This is a genomic window from Promicromonospora sp. NPDC052451 (assembly GCF_044547525.1).
Taxonomy (GTDB): Bacteria; Actinomycetota; Actinomycetes; order Actinomycetales; family Cellulomonadaceae; genus Promicromonospora.
This window is the reverse complement of sequence record NZ_JBIUAP010000006.1, coordinates 65,156-80,073: the sequence shown is the minus strand read 5'-3', so window position 1 is coordinate 80,073 and position 14,918 is coordinate 65,156. Positions and strand designations below refer to the sequence as shown.

The following is a 14,918-nucleotide window of genomic DNA, read 5'->3' as shown; positions in this document are numbered from 1 at the left end:
CGGGCGCCGTCCGTCAGAGTGCCAGGACCTCCCGCAGGCGTGCCGCGAACTCCGCCGGCTTGTCGGCCGGCTGGCCGTACTCGCCGCCGCTGAACCCGCCGTGCCCGCCCGGGAAGGCCACCGGCTCCGTGCCGAGCAGCCCCGCCGCGGCGCGGGCCGCCCGGCCCGTCATCTGTTCACCGGTGTCGGCCCCCACCGCGACCAGGACGCGCGGCGCGCCGGCGCGGATGGTCTCGTAGCGGGGCTCGTACGGGGGCAGGACCAGCATGTTCACGCCGAACATCAGGTCGTCGCGGGAACCGTCGTCGGTGGTCGGCAGATCGAACATCGCCGGGTCCGGGTCGGGCTGCTCGACGTACGACGCCGTCAGCTCACCCTCGACCATGACCAGCGCGATGAACTTGGCCATCGCGGCGCCGAAGCCCTTCGCCTGGTAGGTGTCGTGGATGTCGGCCATGGCGGCGACGACGGCCTCGCGGTCGGGGAGCACCGAGGCCAGCGGCGGTTCGTGCGCGACGACGGTCCGCACGTCGCCCGGGTGGGCCGCGGCCAGCTCCAGCGCGACCACGGCGCCACCGCTGGAGGCGAACAGGTCGACCGGTCCGCCGCCGACCGCCTCGATGACCCGGTGCACGTCGTCCGCGTGGACGGTGACGTCCGGGTCCTGGCCTGGTTCCCGCGTGCTGCGCTCGACCCCGCGCGGGTCGTAGGTCACGACGGTCCGGTCGGTGAAGTGGCCCGCGAGCGTCGTGAAGCCTTCCGCGCCCATCGGCAGCCCGATCAGGAGGAGCGGCGGCTCGTTCGTCGGCGTGGCGGGCTCGCGGACGTCGTAGGTCAGGACGGCGCCCGGCACGTCGAGGGTGAGGGTCTTCTTGTCGGTCATCGTGCTCGCTCCCGTGTTCTTCGCTGCCGATCCCGTCGGCGTCTTCGCGGCCGGCGCGGTCCGCCGGCCCGAGGCGCACGGCCCGGTCCGGGTTCGCGCGCTCTGTGCCAGGTTCGACGGCGGCACCCCGCGGAACTCATCGGTGCGCGCCCGACGAAGTTCGCGGGCCGGGCGCCGAGACCCTCCGAACGGCCACGGGCGGGCGGGAGGCCGACCACAGGGGCCGCCCGCGGGGGTTCGTGCACAGGCCGCCTGCCGACGCGGTCCGGGCGGTGCGGCTCGCGCCTAGCGTCCTGAGCCATGGAACCAGAGACCGCGCACCGACGACCGCCCGACACGTGGCCCTTCAGTCCTGTGCCCGGCGCAGGGACCGTGCCCGGGGCCGGGCGTGTGCCTGCGCCTGGGGTTGATCGTGCGCCGATGCCCGGGAACGTACCCGTGCCCGGGGACGGGCAGGAGCACGCACGCCGGGCCGACCTGCGGGCGCCGGACGACGACGCGGGCCGAGCGCCCGACCGCGTGGGCGGCGACGCGGACGAGCTGGTGACCCGCCTGCGTGCCCGCCGCTCCGCCACGGGCGTGGCGGCGGCCTACGCCGCGGTGCACGGGCACCCCGCCGACCCCCGCGCCGAGCAGGGTGCGCGCCGCTGGGCGCTGACGGGTACGACGGCGGTCGTCGCCGTGGTGGCGGTGCTCCTGCTCGGCCTGGGCGTCGCCACGCTCTCGTTCCGTGGTGACGGCGTGGTGCCCCTCGCGTCCGCGTCCGCCGGCACCTCCGCCGGTCCCGGCGCCGGTCCCGGCGCTCAGGCCGGTCCGGACACCGGCGCCGGGTCGCCGAGCCCGCCGGAGAGCGAGCCCGGCTCCAGCATGCCCGGGTCCAGCACGCCCGGCGCGAGCCCGCCCACCGGCGGTCTGCTCGTCCACGTGGTCGGTGCCGTACGGAAGCCGGGTCTGGTCACGGTGCCCGACGGCGCCCGCGTGGCCGACGCCCTGCGGGCCGCCGGTGGCGCCACGGACAAGGCCGACCTGACCGCCGTGAACCTGGCCCGCACGGTGGTCGACGGCGAGCAGCTCGTCGTCCCCCGGCCGGGAGAGACGGCCCCTGGTCCCGCACCGACGGCCGGGGGCGCACCAGGCGCGACGGGCCCGGGTGCCGGCTCCGGGGCGGGGCCGACGGTCGACATCAACACGGCCGACGCCCTGGCGCTGGATGCGCTGCCGGGCGTCGGGCCGTCGATCGCGCAGGCGATCGTCGAGTGGCGCGAGACCAACGGACCCTTCGCCGACGTGGACGAGCTCGAGGACGTGCCGGGTATCGGCCCGGCGACGCTGGACGAGCTGCGCGACAGCGCCCGGGTCGGGCCGTGACCGACCTGCGGCTCGCACCCGCGGCGCTGGCGGCCTGGGGAGCGGCGTGGCTGCTGACGGGGCCGGGGTCCGGGCTGAGCGGACCGGTGACCCGGTGGGCCGCGGTCGTGGTCGCGCTGGCCTGCCTCGTGACGGTCGCGGTGGCCGCGCGACGTCTCGCCGTCCGGCCCCGTCTCGCCGTCCCGCCCCGCCCCGTCCCGACGGTTCTCGCGCACGGCGCCCTGGTCAGCGCCTGCGTCCTGGCGGTCACGCTATCGGCCCACGTCCAGCTCTCCGGCCGGTCCCCGGTCGCCGACCTCGCCGAGCAGCGCGTGACGGTGACGCTCAGCGGCGTCGTCGTCTCGGAGCCCGAGCCGTTCTCGTTCGGTCCCGGGGGTCCGAGGCCCGAGGGAACCGGTCCCGGCGAGGTAGGTCCGGGCACCGAGCCCGCCTCCGCACCGGGCCGGTACCGCTGGGTGCTCGCGGCCCGCTCGGTCGACGCCCGGGCCGTCAGCACGGCGGCCGGCGCGCACGTCCAGGTCCTCTCGGGCACCGCACCGCGCTACGGGGCCACGGTCACCGTCTCGGGCACCCTGCGTGCCGCCGACCCCGGCGCCCCGGACGCCGCACGCCTGACCGCGGACGGCGCGCACGAGATCCGCGCCCCGCCGTCGTTCCTCGGCCTGCTCGACACCCATCGCACGGCCCTCCTCGCCGTCACTGACCCACTGGCCCCGCAGGCACGCGGGCTCGTGCCCGGTGCGGCGATCGGCGACACCACCCGGTTGCCGGCCGACCTCGCCGACGAGATGCGGGTGTCCGGGCTGAGTCATGTGACGGCGGTCTCGGGAGGCCACTTCGCCGTGGTCGTCGCCGTCCTGACCCTGCTCTGCTCGGCCGCACGGCTGCCCCGGTCGGCCCGGGTGGCTCTCGTCGCGCTCGCGGCGCTCACGTTCGTGCTGCTGGTGCGCCCGGAGCCCGCGGTGCTCCGGGCAGCGGTCATGGCGTCGTTCGCCCTGGCAGGCGTGGCCGCCGGACGGCCCGCGCAGTCGGCACCGGCGCTCGCCGCATCGGTGGTGGGGCTGCTGGTCGTCGACCCGTGGCTGGCGCGTTCCTTCGGGTTTGCGCTCTCCGCGGCGGCGACCGCGGGGCTCGTGCTGCTCGCCGCACCGCTGGCCGCGCGGCTCGCCCCCTGGACGGGGGAGGTCGTGGCGTTCGCGCTGGCCGTCCCGCTGGCCGCCCAGGCTGCGTGCGGCCCCGTGCTCGTGCTGCTCGACCCGTCCGTCTCCACGGTGTCGGTGATGGCGAACGCGCTGGCCGCGCCCGCGGTGGTGCCGGCCACCGTGCTGGGGCTGGTCGCGACGGTGCTCGCGCCCTGGGTGCCCGTGCTCGCCGGGGCGGTCGCCTGGCTGGCGGGCTGCGCCACCTGGTGGATCGCCACGGTCGCCCACGTGTGCGCCACGCTGCCGGGCGCGACCGCGCCGTGGCTCGGCGGGCCACCCGGTGCGCTGCTGCTCGCGGGGGTCACGGGGCTCGTGCTCTGGGCGGCGCTGCGCGGTGCTCCCCGCCCGGGCTGGCCGGAGGCGTGGCGGGCGGCGGTCCGCTCCGGCGTGCGCGGAGCGCTCGGCCTGGGGCGACACGGGATGCAGCCCGTCCGCCCGCACGAGCTGCTCACGGCGCGGCGCCGGTCCGGTCCGGCCCTCGCCGCCGTGCTCCTGGCGGCGGGCACGGTGGTGGTCCTGGTCGTCGCGACGGCGGTGCCGCGTCTGGTCGCCCGTGGGGAGGCGCCGGAGGACTGGCAGGTCGCGGCGTGCGACGTCGGGCAGGGCGACGCGCTGGTGCTGCGCACGGGTCCGGCGTCGGCCGTGGTGGTGGACGTGGGACCGGCAGGGTCGGCGGCGGGACGCTGCCTCGACCGGCTCGGCGTCGCGCGGGTGGATCTCCTGGTGCTCAGCCACTTCCATGCCGACCACGTGGGTGGCCTCGGCCCGGTGCTGGCCGGCCGGGAGGTGACGGCGGCCCTCGTGTCCCCCGTGGCGGAGCCCGCGGCGGGTGCCGCGGCCACGACGGCGGCGCTGGCGGCCGCGGGCGTGCCCGTGCGGCCCGCGCGGACCGGTGACCAGGGCGTGGCGGGCACCGTCGCGTGGCGGGTACCGCTCGCCGGGGCGGGTACGGGCGCGAACGACTCCAGTGTCGTGCTCGCCGCGCGCACCGCGGGCCTGGACGTGGTGCTGCTCGGTGACCTGGAGGACGCGGGCCAGGCCGCGCTCGTCCCGCTGGTCGGTCCGGCCGACGTCGTCAAGGTCGCGCACCACGGCTCGGCGGTGCAGTCGGTCGAGCTGGCCCGTCGGCTGCGTCCTGCGGTCGCGCTCGTCTCGTCCGGCCGCGACAACGACTACGGCCACCCGACGGACGAGGCGCTCGATCTGTACGCGGGCCTCGGGGCAGCGGTGGTCCGGACCGACGAGTGCGGCACGGTGGCGCTGGTCGTGCGCGGCGGGGAGGTGGGCCTGGCAGGCTGCTGACCGGCGGGGACCCACGAGACCGCCACGTCTCGCGAAACGTTGCGGATCCTGTCAGCGCGCCTACCGTGGGTGACGTCGGAGCGAGACCTTCGGCATCACGTGAGGGGGCTTCGTGATCGATATCAAGTCAACCGCCCGGCGGCACCGCCGGGCCATCGCGGTCGTCGCGGCGGCCGCACTGCTCGTACCGGTGGCGGCGCTCAGCGCCGTCGGGCAGGACCAGGCGGCGGTGGTGCTCCAGCAGCGGCAGGAGCTGCTGGCACAGTCCGTGGTCACCGACGTCTCCGAGGCCGAGCAGGTCGTCCACGTCGACGTCGCCCGGGACCCTGAGGCGGCGGACGCCTGGCTCGACGAGTCGGCGGACCTGCTGGACGGCTGGACGGTCGTCGTGGCGGGCACGGACGCGCCGTCGGGCGAGGACCGCGCGCAGGGCGACGCCGAGGCCATGGCGGGCGATCCGCCGTCCGGCGCGGGGGCGTGCCCCGAGGTTCCCGGCGGGCCACGCTCGCCGGAGGGTGCCACCACCCCGTACCTGGGCTGCGGCCCCGCGGCGTCCGTCCAGGCGACCGGCGGGCAGCAGCGGTCGGGAGGGCAGCAGAGCCTGGACGAGCAGCAGGCCACCGGCGCCCAGCAGGCGACGACCGGGCAGACGATCACCCAGGGACCGCCCCGCGCCACGCTGGCCCGGGCCGTCGACGAGGTGCTGGCCGCCTACCTGCCCGGTGCCGACCTGGCGCCCACCACGGTGCACCTGGACCACGGCGCGGCGACCGTCGACGTCGCGCCAGGGTTCGAGGAGGCGATGTCGGACGCCGGGGTGTACCCCGGTGACGTCTGGCAGGCGCTGCTGTTCACCGCGCACAGCAACGGTGCGCTCGACTCCGTGACATTCACGGTCGACGGCGACTGCCTCGCCTTCGCCTACGCGACCGGGGGCGACATGTGCGCCCCGACCGACCTGCCCATCGAGCTCGGATGAGAGGGGGAACGACCGTGCGCAGGACGACCAGCACGATGCTCCGGCGGGTCCTGTCGGGGTCCGTCGCAGCGGTGCTCGTGACGGGCGGGCTCCTCGCCGTGGCCCCGGCGGCGTCGGCGGACGTCACCTACGTGCCCGAGAAGTGGAACGGCAAGGTGGTCTACCTCTCCCAGGCGTGCCACGACCGTGGGGACACGGTGTGCCACGACAACACGGGCTGCTCCGGGTTCAGCGAGAACCGCAACTCCTACCTCCTGGCGATGTCGACCATCCGTGAGACCGGGACCTCGCACCCCAACCTCCTGGAACGGGGCTACAAGGTGGTCCGCGGCGACGGGCTGACCCGCCAGAACATCGACAGCTCGAACCGCGTGGGGGCCGACGTGCACGTGCCCCTGCACTCCAACGCGATCTCGAAGGCGTGCGAGAGCGGGTTCTCCGCGTCCCGGTACGGCACGCACGCGATGTACGTGTCGACCGCGGGCCGGGAGTGCTCCCAGAAGCTGCTGTCGGCCGTCGGTCCGAGCAGCCCGGGCACGAACGACGCCCGGCAGTACCGCACCGACCTCGGCGAGCTCAACCAGACGAATGCCGTGGCCTGCTACCTGGAGCAGGAGTTCCACGTGTGGAACCGGGGGGTCTACTGGATGTGGAACCGTGACGCCTGGAGCTGGCGGATAGCAGCCGGCATCGACGCTTACCTGGGTTACCCGTGAGGCGCGCGCGGCTGCTCGTCCCGGTCGCCGTCGTGCTGCTCGTGCTCGCAGCGTGCACACCGGCGCAGGAGGACCCGCCCGGCGCCCGCAGCACCCCGGGTGCCACCAGCGCCGACGGCGGTGCGTCGTCGGACCCGACGGAGGGAACGGGGGAGGACGCGCAGGACGGCGCCTCCGGCGAGCCGGCCCTCTCCGTGGAGCCGGCCGGCAACGCCTGGGTGGTCAGCGGCACGGGCTTCACCGGCGGCAACCAGTACCTGGTCCAGTGCACGGGCGGGACGGAGCCGGGGGCGAAGGCCCTCGACGAGTGCGACATGTCGACGCGCGAGCAGGTCGTCGCGGACGCGCAGGGCCGGATCGCCGCGACGCGGCAGGCCCGGGCCTTCGTCCACGTCGGCTCTGTGACCGAGGTGGACTGCGGCGCCGATCCGTGCACGCTGGCCGTCGCCGACCTGTCGGACCGGGTGCTCGCATCGGCCCCGGCCCCGCTGCCCGGGGACGCCGAGACGCCGGCCGCCCCGGTGCTGGAGCTGTCCGAGCAGGACCTGCAGGCGGACCGGGGCACCGTCACCGTGACGGGAACCGGGTATCCCGCCGGTGCGGTGGTCCGCCTGGCGCAGTGCGCCACGACGTCGGACGGCGGCGTGGACACCGAGAACTGCCTCTACGACGACGGCCGCCGCGTGATTGCGGACCGCTCCGGGTCCGTGGTGGCCAGGCTGCCCGTCGAGCGGCGCATCGACCTGGTCGGCGGTGGCACGGCGGACTGCGGGCAGGCCGGGGCCTGCGTGGTCGCCAACGCCCGGACCGACGGCGCACGCATGGCGGTCACGGACCTGCTCTGGGAGTGAGTTCTCCGGGGTGAGTGTGGGTGGCGCGTGGCAGGCTGTGTCCGTGCCTCCAGCGACCAAGCGACGTACCGCCACACCACCCGCCGGCCGCAGCTGGGACGAGCCGACCCTCGCGCCGGTCGTGCTCGTCCGCGGCGCCGAGCCGCTGCTGACCGAGCGCGCGGTGGACGGTGTGCTGCGACTCGCCCGGGAACGGGACCCGGAGGTGGAGAAGGTCGAGCTGGAGGGCGCCACGTACGGCGCCGGACAGCTCGTGGTCGCGGCCAGCCCGTCGTTGTTCGGCGAGGCCAAGGTCGTGGTGGTCCGGTCGGCGGAGGCCGGCACGGAGGAGCTGATGACCGACCTCATTGCCTACGTCGGGGCGCCGGACCAGGAGACCGTCGTGGTGGTGGTGCACGGCGGTGGGCAGCGCGGCAAGAAGATGCTCGACACGATCACGAAGTCGGGTGCGCCGGTGATGGTGTGCGAGCCGGTGGCGAAGGACGCCGAGAAGGCGTCGTTCGTGGCGGGGGAGTTCAAGGCCGCCCGCCGTCGGATCGACGCCGAGGCCGTGCGGGCCCTGGTCGACGCGCTCGGCAACGACCTGCGCGAGCTCGCGTCCGCCTGCTCTCAGCTCATCGCTGACACGACAGGCACCGTCACCGCCGGCACGGTGGACCGGTACTACGGGGGCCGTGTGGAGGCCACGGGCTTCCGGGTCGCCGACGCGGCCGTCGCGGGTGACGCGGGCTCCGCCGTCGCGCTCCTGCGGCACGCCCTCGACACGGGGCTGGACCCGGTGCCGATCGTCGCGGCCCTGGCGCTCCGGCTGCGCAACCTCGCCAAGGTCGCCTCGATGCGCGGTGGCGGGCTCTCGGCCAAGGATCTGGGCATGGCGCCGTGGCAGGTCGACCGCGCGCGCAAGGACCTGCGCGCCTGGACACCCGAGGGGCTCGCGGCGGCGATCTCCGCGGTCGCGCAGGCCGACGCCGACGTCAAGGGCGAGGCCCGGGACACGGTGTTCGCCGTGGAACGGGCGGTCATGACCATCGCCCGCTCCCGCCGAGCCTGACGCTGCCCCGCCGAGCCTGACGCTGCTCCCGGCGCGCCTGATGCTGCCCCGCCGCACACCGCCCGCGCTTCAGGGCAAACGAATGACGCCGCCCACCCCGAGGGGCGGACGGCGTCAGACGAAGTGGCTCAGAGAGCAGCGACCTGCTTCGCGATGGCCGACTTGCGGTTCGCGGCCTGGTTCGCGTGGATGACGCCCTTGGCGACAGCCTTGTCGAGCTTGCGCGACGCGACGGCAAGGGCGACCGTCGCGGTCTCCTTGTCGCCGGCGGCGATGGCCTCACGCACCTTGCGGACGTGGGTCTTCAGCTCCGACTTGACGGACTTGTTGCGCAGACGAGCCTTCTCGTTCGTCTTGATGCGCTTCATCTGGGACTTGATGTTTGCCACGAGTGGACTTCCTGGTGTGTTCGCCGGATGGCGAGCGGATAGGTCGTAGAGGGCGGTCGCAGATCCGGGACTGGGGTGGGGACCCGTGGAGAGGAGCTGCGACTGTGCCCGCCGACCTGGGCGGACACGCGACCTCCAAGATTACCAGAGGGTCGCGCCCTGTACCGAACGGCCGGCTGTGACGGCGATGACGTCCGCGCGCGGCAGAGAAGCGGTGCCGACGAGTCGCCCTAGACTCCGCACCATGACTACCGCGACCCTGAGAGGCCGATTCCAGTGGACCGTGGTGGTCCCCCTGCTTGCCCTGGTGCTCCTGGTGGTGACCTGGAGCAACCACGAGCACCCGGTCGTCCTGGCGGTCATCGGGGCGGCGCTGGTCGGTGCGGTGCTCGCGGCGGTCCACCACGCGGAGGTGGTCGCACACAAGGTCGGTGAGCCGTTCGGGTCGCTCATCCTCGCCGTCGCGGTGACCGTGATCGAGGTCGGGCTGATCCTCATGCTGATGAGCAGCGGGGGCGACGCGTCCAGCACCTACGCCCGGGACACCGTCTTCGCCGCCGTGATGATCACGTTCAACGGGATCGTGGGCCTGTCGCTGCTCGTCGGGGCGAGCAAGCACCGTCTGGTCAGCTTCAACGCGTCGGGCACCGGCTCAGCGCTCGCCACCGTGATCGCGCTGGCCGGCGTGACCCTGGTGCTGCCCCGCTTCACCACCTCGGCCGAGGGCGGTGCGTACACGCCCTTCCAGCTGGGCTTCGCCGCGGTGGCGTCGCTGATGCTCTACGGGGCCTTCGTGTTCACGCAGACCGTGCGCCACCGTGACTTCTTCCTGCCGGTCACCAGCGACAAGTTCGGTCGCGTCACGGGCGTCATCCGGGACGAGGACGGCGACGACCACGCCGACCCGCCGTCGGCCCGGGAAGCCTGGATCAGCGTGGTGCTGCTGCTCGTCGCGCTGGTCTCCGTGGTGTTCCTGGCCAAGATGCTCTCGCCCACCATCGAGCACACGGTCGCCGCGGCGGGTCTGCCCTACGGCGTGGTCGGCGTGGTGATCGCGTTCCTCGTGCTCGCGCCGGAGTCGATCGCCGCCGTGCGCAACGCGCTGCGCAACCGGGTCCAGACGAGCCTGAACCTCGCGTACGGCTCGGCGATGGCGTCGATCGGCCTGACCATCCCCAGCGTCGCCGTCGCGATGATCTGGATGGACGGGTCGCTCACGCTGGGCCTCGACCCGACGCAGATGGTGCTGCTCGCCGTCTCCGTGGTGGTGGCGATGCTGAGCATCGCGCCCGGCCGGGCCAAGACGCTCCAGGGCGTGGTGCACCTGGTGCTGCTGGCGGCGTTCCTGGTGGTCTCGATCCAGCCGTAGCCGACCGGGCCTCGGCGGCCACCGAGGCCGCGGCGGCCACCGAGGCCGCGGCGGCCGCGGCGGCCCGCCGGTCAGAGCGCCGCGACCACCCTGTCGAAGACCGCCTTGTCGAGGACGGCGCCCTCGCGCCGCACGGCGTCCGGGTGGATCCGGACCACCCGGTTCAGCCGCACCTCCGAGGGGCGGCCGGAGCGGTCCCACGCCCCGGTGCCGATGTCCATCCAGCGACGTCCGGCGCGGGCCTCCTGCTCGGCGTCGCGGTCGTGGTCCTGGCTGGTGAGCTGGAGGCCGAGCAGCCACGGGCCGTCGTTGCCCACCAGGAGCACGGGCCGGTCCTTGCCCTGGCTGTGATCCTCCTCATAGGGAACCCACGACCAGACCACCTCGCCGGGGTCCGGTTCGCCGTCGAGCTCGGGCCGGTAGACCGGGGTGACGGTACCCACGTAGTCGCCGGGGTAGCCGTCGGTGTCGGGGAGTGTCCGGGTCGCCTGGCGCGTGGGCCGGGGCGCCGGTGCGGGCCGGTCACCGCCCGTGCGACGGTCGTTCTGGTCGAGTGCGGTGCGGGCCACGGCCTCGACGACGTCGCCGAGCAGCTTGAGCCACGGGTTCTGGGTCACGCAGGGCAGGGTAGCCCGACGTCGGCCCGCGGGCAGGCGGGGCGGCGCCGGGCGACCCGGGAGCGCGTCAGGTGAGGTCGAGCGCCCGGTCCATGTACTTGACGACCTCGTCGAAGACGTCCTGGTCGAGGATGTCGCCCTCGCGGCGCACGTCGTCCGGGTCGATCCGGACGACGCGGTTGATCCGCACCTCCGACTCGCGGCCGGAGGGGTCCCAGCGGCCCGTGCCGACATCCATCCAGATGCGGCCCGCCCGCGCCTCCTGCAGCGCGTCCCGGTCGTGGTCCTGGCTGGTGAGCTGGAGGCCGAGCAGCCACGGTCCGTCCTTGCCCACCAGCAGCACCGGCCGGTCCTTGCCCTGGCTGTGGTCCTCCTCGTAGGGGACCCACGTCCAGACGACCTCGCCCGGGTCGGGGTCGCCGTCCAGCTCAGGGTTGTAGAGGGGGTGGACGTCGCCCTCGTAGTCGCCGGGGTAGCTGTTGTCTGATGCGAAGGTCACGTCCGGAACCGTACCGGAACGGGTGAACCGCGCATCAGCGACTTACCCGGCGCATCGCCGGGCGAACCCCGCGAGCTCGGCCGCCATGGGTGCCGGCTCCCAGCTGTGCATCGCGCCCGGCACCTCCTTCTCCGTGCCCTCGCGGACGCCGGCCACGATGCTCGCCGCGGCCACGGGCATCTCCGGGAAGGTCTCGGCCCCGTACATCGCGAGCACGGGTACCGTCACCTGCAGCGTCCCGTCCTCCAGGGCCTGCTGCGCCCAGGCCAGCGACTGTGCGTCCGCGCGGTAGGCGGCGACCGTCCGGGCGAGGACGGGCCAGGCGGGCGACGCCTCCAGGCCGGCGAGCCATTCCGGCGGCATGTCCTTCATGTAGTGCCGCATGGCGTTCTCGTGGTCGCCGGCGTCGAGCAGGCGCTCGATCTCGTCGGCCCACGCCCGGGTGGTCGCCGCCGGGTCGCCCAGGGGTGCCTCCCAGAGGGCGAGGCCGGTCACGGGCAGTCCTGCCGCGGCGGCCCGCAGGCTCACCGAGCAGCCGGACGAGTGCCCGACCAGCACGGCCTTCCCGCCCGCCACGTCGATCATCGCGGCGACGGCGGCCAGCTCGCGGTCGAGGTCGAGGCGGCCCTCGGCGGGACTCTGGCCGCGCCCGAGCCGGTCGAACGTGACGGTGGTGAACCCGGCGTCGGCGACGCGCCGGGCCGTCTCGGCCGTGACGGGGTCGTCGGCCCGGTCCGGCCCGGCGCCCGTCACGAAGACGAGCGCGGGCCCGGTCCCGCCGCGCAGGTCGTAGGCGACACGGTCGCCCTGGCTGGTGGTGGCGAAGTCGGTCATGCCACGTCCGACGACGACGCCCCGCCGAACTCATCGACGGCGGCCGGACATGGCACCAACCGACGCGTACCGAACGCAGGCTTCCTCGCCCCATGACCGCCGCGAGAGCGACCAGCCCTACGTTCGACGGCGGTAACTGCGGGGTGTTGGGTGCGGGCCGCGAAATTCCGTCGACCGGGTCTTCCTCGCGGTGCCACGGTGGGGCCATGCGCCTGCACGACGACGAGGTCGTCTCCACCCCGGAACTCGTCCATCGCCTGGTCACCGAGCAGTTCCCGCGCTGGGCGCACCTCCCCGTGACGCCCGGGCCCGCCGGCGGCACGGACCACCACCTGTTCCGGCTCGGCGACGACCTGCTGGTCCGCATGCCCAAGATCGCCTGGGCCCAGGACCACGCCCTGGCCGACGCCCGCTGGCTCCCGCACCTGGCCGAGCACCTGCCCGTCGAGGTCCCGGCGCCCCGGGCGGTCGGCGAGCCCGGCGCGGGCTACCCGTTCCGCTGGTCGGTGGTGCCCTGGCTGGTGGGGGATCCGCCCGCGCCCGGTGACCTGAACCGTGCCGGCGTCCGCGACCTCGGTGAGCTCGTCGCGGCCCTGCGCACGGTCCCTGTCGACGGCGGCCCCGTCAAGGACGGCACCTCGCGCGGCGTCCCGCTCGCCCGGCTGGACGACGACGTCCGCGCCGCCCTGCTCGCGTCCGGCGACCGGATCGACGGCCCCGCCGTGACCGAGGCGTGGGAGCGGTCGCTGGCAGCACGCCCGGCGGCCGAGGGCCACTGGATCCACGGGGACCTCCTGCCGGGCAACCTCCTGGCTCGCGGTGGCCGGCTGACCGGTGTCATCGACTGGGGCGCCATGGGTGTCGGCGACCCGGCGGCCGATCTGATCCCCGCCTGGGGTACCGGTCTGACCGCCGCCGAGCGTGCCGACTTCCGGGCGGCGGCGACCGACGGGCTGCCCGACCCGGACGACGCCTGGGAACGGGGGCGCGGCTGGATGCTGGTGCAGGCCGTGATCGCCCTGCCGTACTACTGGGACCGCTGGCCGGCGTTCGCCCGGGCGAGTCAGGCCCGGATCGCCGCAGTGGTCGGGGACTGAACGCCGACCTGTGCGGGACGCTCGTCTCCTTTCGTGTACAGGGTGGGCGCTCGGCGGTACGGTCGCGACGCACGTCTGACGTGGGCGGCAGGGACACCCTCGAGGAGAGTCATGTCAGGAATCATGCGCAGGTCGGCCATGCTCGTCGCGGGCGTCCTGGCGTGCGCGGTCGCGCTCGGCGCGAGTCTCGTGCGCCCGCCCACCGGGAGCGCTGCCGTCGCGGACGGCCTCGACGTCACCCTCAGGAACGACGCCGGCAACGTCTACACGATCGGTTGCCGGTACGACGCCGCGTCGCCGAACTGGTACGGGTCCGACATCGAGACGACGAGGTCGCCCGACCTGTGGTACCCGGTTGACGGCGGAACCGTCCAGAGGTGGCGCCTCGGGTTCCGCCGCACGGGCGACGCGTCCGCCGAGGGCGGCCGCTGCGTGACCGGGACGTCGACGACGCTGCGCGGCTCCGGGGACTTCTCGGCGCACGTCTACATCCACAGCAACGTGACCGACTCCGTCGGCGTCTTCACCGTGGCCATGATGCCGGAGGTGTTCACGGTCGAGGAGGAGCTCGACCTGTTCGTCGCCAACCTGCTGGAGGACGGGGTCAAGAAGGTGAAGATGGGCACCCCGGGCATGTCTGTCGGTGTGCCGCTCGCCGACGTCGATCAGCAGTGGATCACCGCACGGCTCCAGAAGCGGGGCGCGACGTGCAAGTTCTCCGTCGTCAAGGCTGACGGGGCGACGCTGGACCTCGGGACTCGCGAGTGCCACAACTCCCCGACGTCCGGCCGTGTCGTGGTGAATGCCCGCGCGCGGAACGGCAGCAGCTTCGACCCCAGCTTCGTCACGCTCGACGAGGTCCGGTGGGTCAAGAAGGACCCGGGCGACCCCTTCTCCTGATGCCTACGGCACGACCGGCTCGGCCAGCGCCGCCTCCAGGTCGGCGCGGTCGCCCTCCACGGTGAGCCCTGCCTCCGCCGGCGTGAGCCGGTGCCAGAGCATCAGCGCGAGCCCCTCGGCGGACCCGGAGACCACGACGCCGGGCGACACCTCCTCGGCGCGCTGCCCCGGGGCCCCGAGCACCCACGCGGGTGTGCCGGCCACGTCGGTGGCCACCAGGGACACCGGGTGCCGCAGCGGTTCCATGCGACCCAGGCCGACCTGGCGGGGCTGGAGCACGGTCACCACCTCGTCGACGCCGTCCGCCCACACCTCCGGCTCGGCGTGCGCGAGGCCCAGGGTGCCCGTTCCCGCGGACGCCGCCAGCAGGTCGTGCAGGTGCACGAGCGTCTCGTGCACCTGACGGCGGTGCCAGAACCGCACCGGCCCGGGCCCCAGGGGCTCGGGGTGGGCCAGCACCCGCGCCGTCGCGTCGGGCGGGAGCTCGGCCAGGGCCCGCCGCAGCGTGGCGGCCTGGGCGGCGTAGTGCGGTGCGAGGTCGAACGGGCCCTCGCCGAGCGGCTCGGTGTCCACCCGGTAGGCGTTGCTCGCCGCCCAGCGGTGCACGCCGGCGAGGTGCTCGACGAGCTCGCGCACCGTCCAGTCGCCGCACGCGGGCACCCGGGCGGCAGGGTCGGCGCCGGGCAGGGCGGCGAGAAAGTCGCCCTGGAGGCGGGCCAGCAGCGACAGGTGGTCGAGGGTCATGTGCGGAAAGGTACCGCCCGCCACCGACACGACCGGGCGGGCTCCGGATGACGAGCCGGGTGAACCGTGGAACCGTAGGGACACCTGGGTCGTTCTCCACGCGACGTACCCCGGCGG

General features: G+C 74.6%; 15 protein-coding genes. 9 read left to right on the top strand and 6 right to left on the bottom strand.

What is annotated here, in order from left to right; all coding sequences use genetic code 11:
- Positions 1-13 precede the first annotated feature (13 nt).
- Complete coding sequence (locus ACIG47_RS12280) at positions 14-883, bottom strand: alpha/beta fold hydrolase (protein WP_397431043.1); 870 nt, start codon at positions 881-883, stop codon at positions 14-16.
- A 420-nt stretch (positions 884-1,303) separates the two neighbouring features.
- Between ACIG47_RS12280 and ACIG47_RS12275 the strand changes: the two genes are divergently transcribed.
- From ACIG47_RS12275 to holA, 6 genes are all read left to right on the top strand, one after another.
- A complete protein-coding gene (locus ACIG47_RS12275; protein WP_397431042.1) occupies positions 1,304-2,251 on the top strand; it encodes a helix-hairpin-helix domain-containing protein in 948 nt (315 codons plus the stop codon).
- Positions 2,248-4,755, top strand: a complete 2,508-nt coding sequence (locus ACIG47_RS12270) for a ComEC/Rec2 family competence protein (protein WP_397431041.1) — start codon at positions 2,248-2,250, stop codon at positions 4,753-4,755. Before ACIG47_RS12275 ends, ACIG47_RS12270 begins: the two co-directional genes overlap by 4 nt.
- Positions 4,756-4,867: 112 nt before the next feature.
- On the top strand, positions 4,868-5,734 hold the full coding sequence (locus ACIG47_RS12265) for a hypothetical protein (RefSeq protein ID WP_397431040.1): 867 nt from the start codon (positions 4,868-4,870) through the stop codon (positions 5,732-5,734).
- 14 nt (positions 5,735-5,748) lie between these two features.
- Positions 5,749-6,450 (top strand): hypothetical protein, encoded by a 702-nt coding sequence (locus ACIG47_RS12260; protein ID WP_397431039.1) that lies wholly within the window; start codon positions 5,749-5,751, stop codon positions 6,448-6,450.
- A complete protein-coding gene (locus tag ACIG47_RS12255; RefSeq protein WP_397431038.1) occupies positions 6,447-7,301 on the top strand; it encodes a neocarzinostatin apoprotein domain-containing protein in 855 nt (284 codons plus the stop codon). The genes ACIG47_RS12260 and ACIG47_RS12255 overlap by 4 nt, the downstream gene beginning before the upstream one ends.
- 43 nt (positions 7,302-7,344) lie before the next feature.
- The gene (holA, locus tag ACIG47_RS12250) at positions 7,345-8,352 is read left to right on the top strand and encodes a DNA polymerase III subunit delta (protein ID WP_397431037.1); all 1,008 of its coding nucleotides are present in this window, start codon (positions 7,345-7,347) and stop codon (positions 8,350-8,352) included.
- Positions 8,353-8,480: 128 nt separating this feature from the next.
- Here holA and rpsT read toward each other — a convergent pair whose 3' ends face one another.
- Positions 8,481-8,741: a 30S ribosomal protein S20 gene (gene rpsT, locus ACIG47_RS12245; protein WP_397411184.1), complete on the bottom strand. Its 261-nt coding sequence runs from the start codon at positions 8,739-8,741 to the stop codon at positions 8,481-8,483.
- 244 nt (positions 8,742-8,985) lie between these two features.
- On the opposite strand from rpsT, the gene ACIG47_RS12240 reads away from it, so the two are divergent.
- Positions 8,986-10,110, top strand: coding sequence for a calcium:proton antiporter (locus tag ACIG47_RS12240; RefSeq protein WP_397431036.1), 1,125 nt, complete (start codon positions 8,986-8,988; stop codon positions 10,108-10,110).
- 71 nt (positions 10,111-10,181) lie between these two features.
- Here ACIG47_RS12240 and ACIG47_RS12235 read toward each other — a convergent pair whose 3' ends face one another.
- From ACIG47_RS12235 to ACIG47_RS12225, 3 genes are all read right to left on the bottom strand, one after another.
- Positions 10,182-10,727: a type II toxin-antitoxin system PemK/MazF family toxin gene (locus ACIG47_RS12235; protein WP_397411180.1), complete on the bottom strand. Its 546-nt coding sequence runs from the start codon at positions 10,725-10,727 to the stop codon at positions 10,182-10,184.
- Positions 10,728-10,794: 67 nt separating this feature from the next.
- Positions 10,795-11,226, bottom strand: a complete 432-nt coding sequence (locus ACIG47_RS12230; protein WP_397431035.1) for a type II toxin-antitoxin system PemK/MazF family toxin — start codon at positions 11,224-11,226, stop codon at positions 10,795-10,797.
- A 42-nt stretch (positions 11,227-11,268) separates the two neighbouring features.
- A complete protein-coding gene (locus ACIG47_RS12225; RefSeq protein WP_397431034.1) occupies positions 11,269-12,060 on the bottom strand; it encodes an alpha/beta fold hydrolase in 792 nt (263 codons plus the stop codon).
- A 206-nt stretch (positions 12,061-12,266) separates the two neighbouring features.
- Here ACIG47_RS12225 and ACIG47_RS12220 point away from each other — a divergent pair, with 206 nt between their 5' ends.
- Both ACIG47_RS12220 and ACIG47_RS12215 read left to right on the top strand, forming a co-directional pair.
- Positions 12,267-13,157 carry an aminoglycoside phosphotransferase family protein gene (locus ACIG47_RS12220; protein WP_397431033.1) on the top strand — a complete coding sequence of 297 codons (891 nt, stop codon included), beginning with the start codon at positions 12,267-12,269 and terminating at the stop codon, positions 13,155-13,157.
- A gap of 111 nt (positions 13,158-13,268) precedes the next feature.
- The gene (locus tag ACIG47_RS12215) at positions 13,269-14,057 is read left to right on the top strand and encodes a hypothetical protein (protein ID WP_397431032.1); all 789 of its coding nucleotides are present in this window, start codon (positions 13,269-13,271) and stop codon (positions 14,055-14,057) included.
- A 3-nt stretch (positions 14,058-14,060) separates the two neighbouring features.
- On the opposite strand, the gene ACIG47_RS12210 is transcribed toward ACIG47_RS12215, so the two are convergent.
- The gene (locus tag ACIG47_RS12210) at positions 14,061-14,801 is read right to left on the bottom strand and encodes a maleylpyruvate isomerase N-terminal domain-containing protein (protein WP_397431031.1); all 741 of its coding nucleotides are present in this window, start codon (positions 14,799-14,801) and stop codon (positions 14,061-14,063) included.
- Between the last annotated feature and the right edge of the window lie 117 nt (positions 14,802-14,918).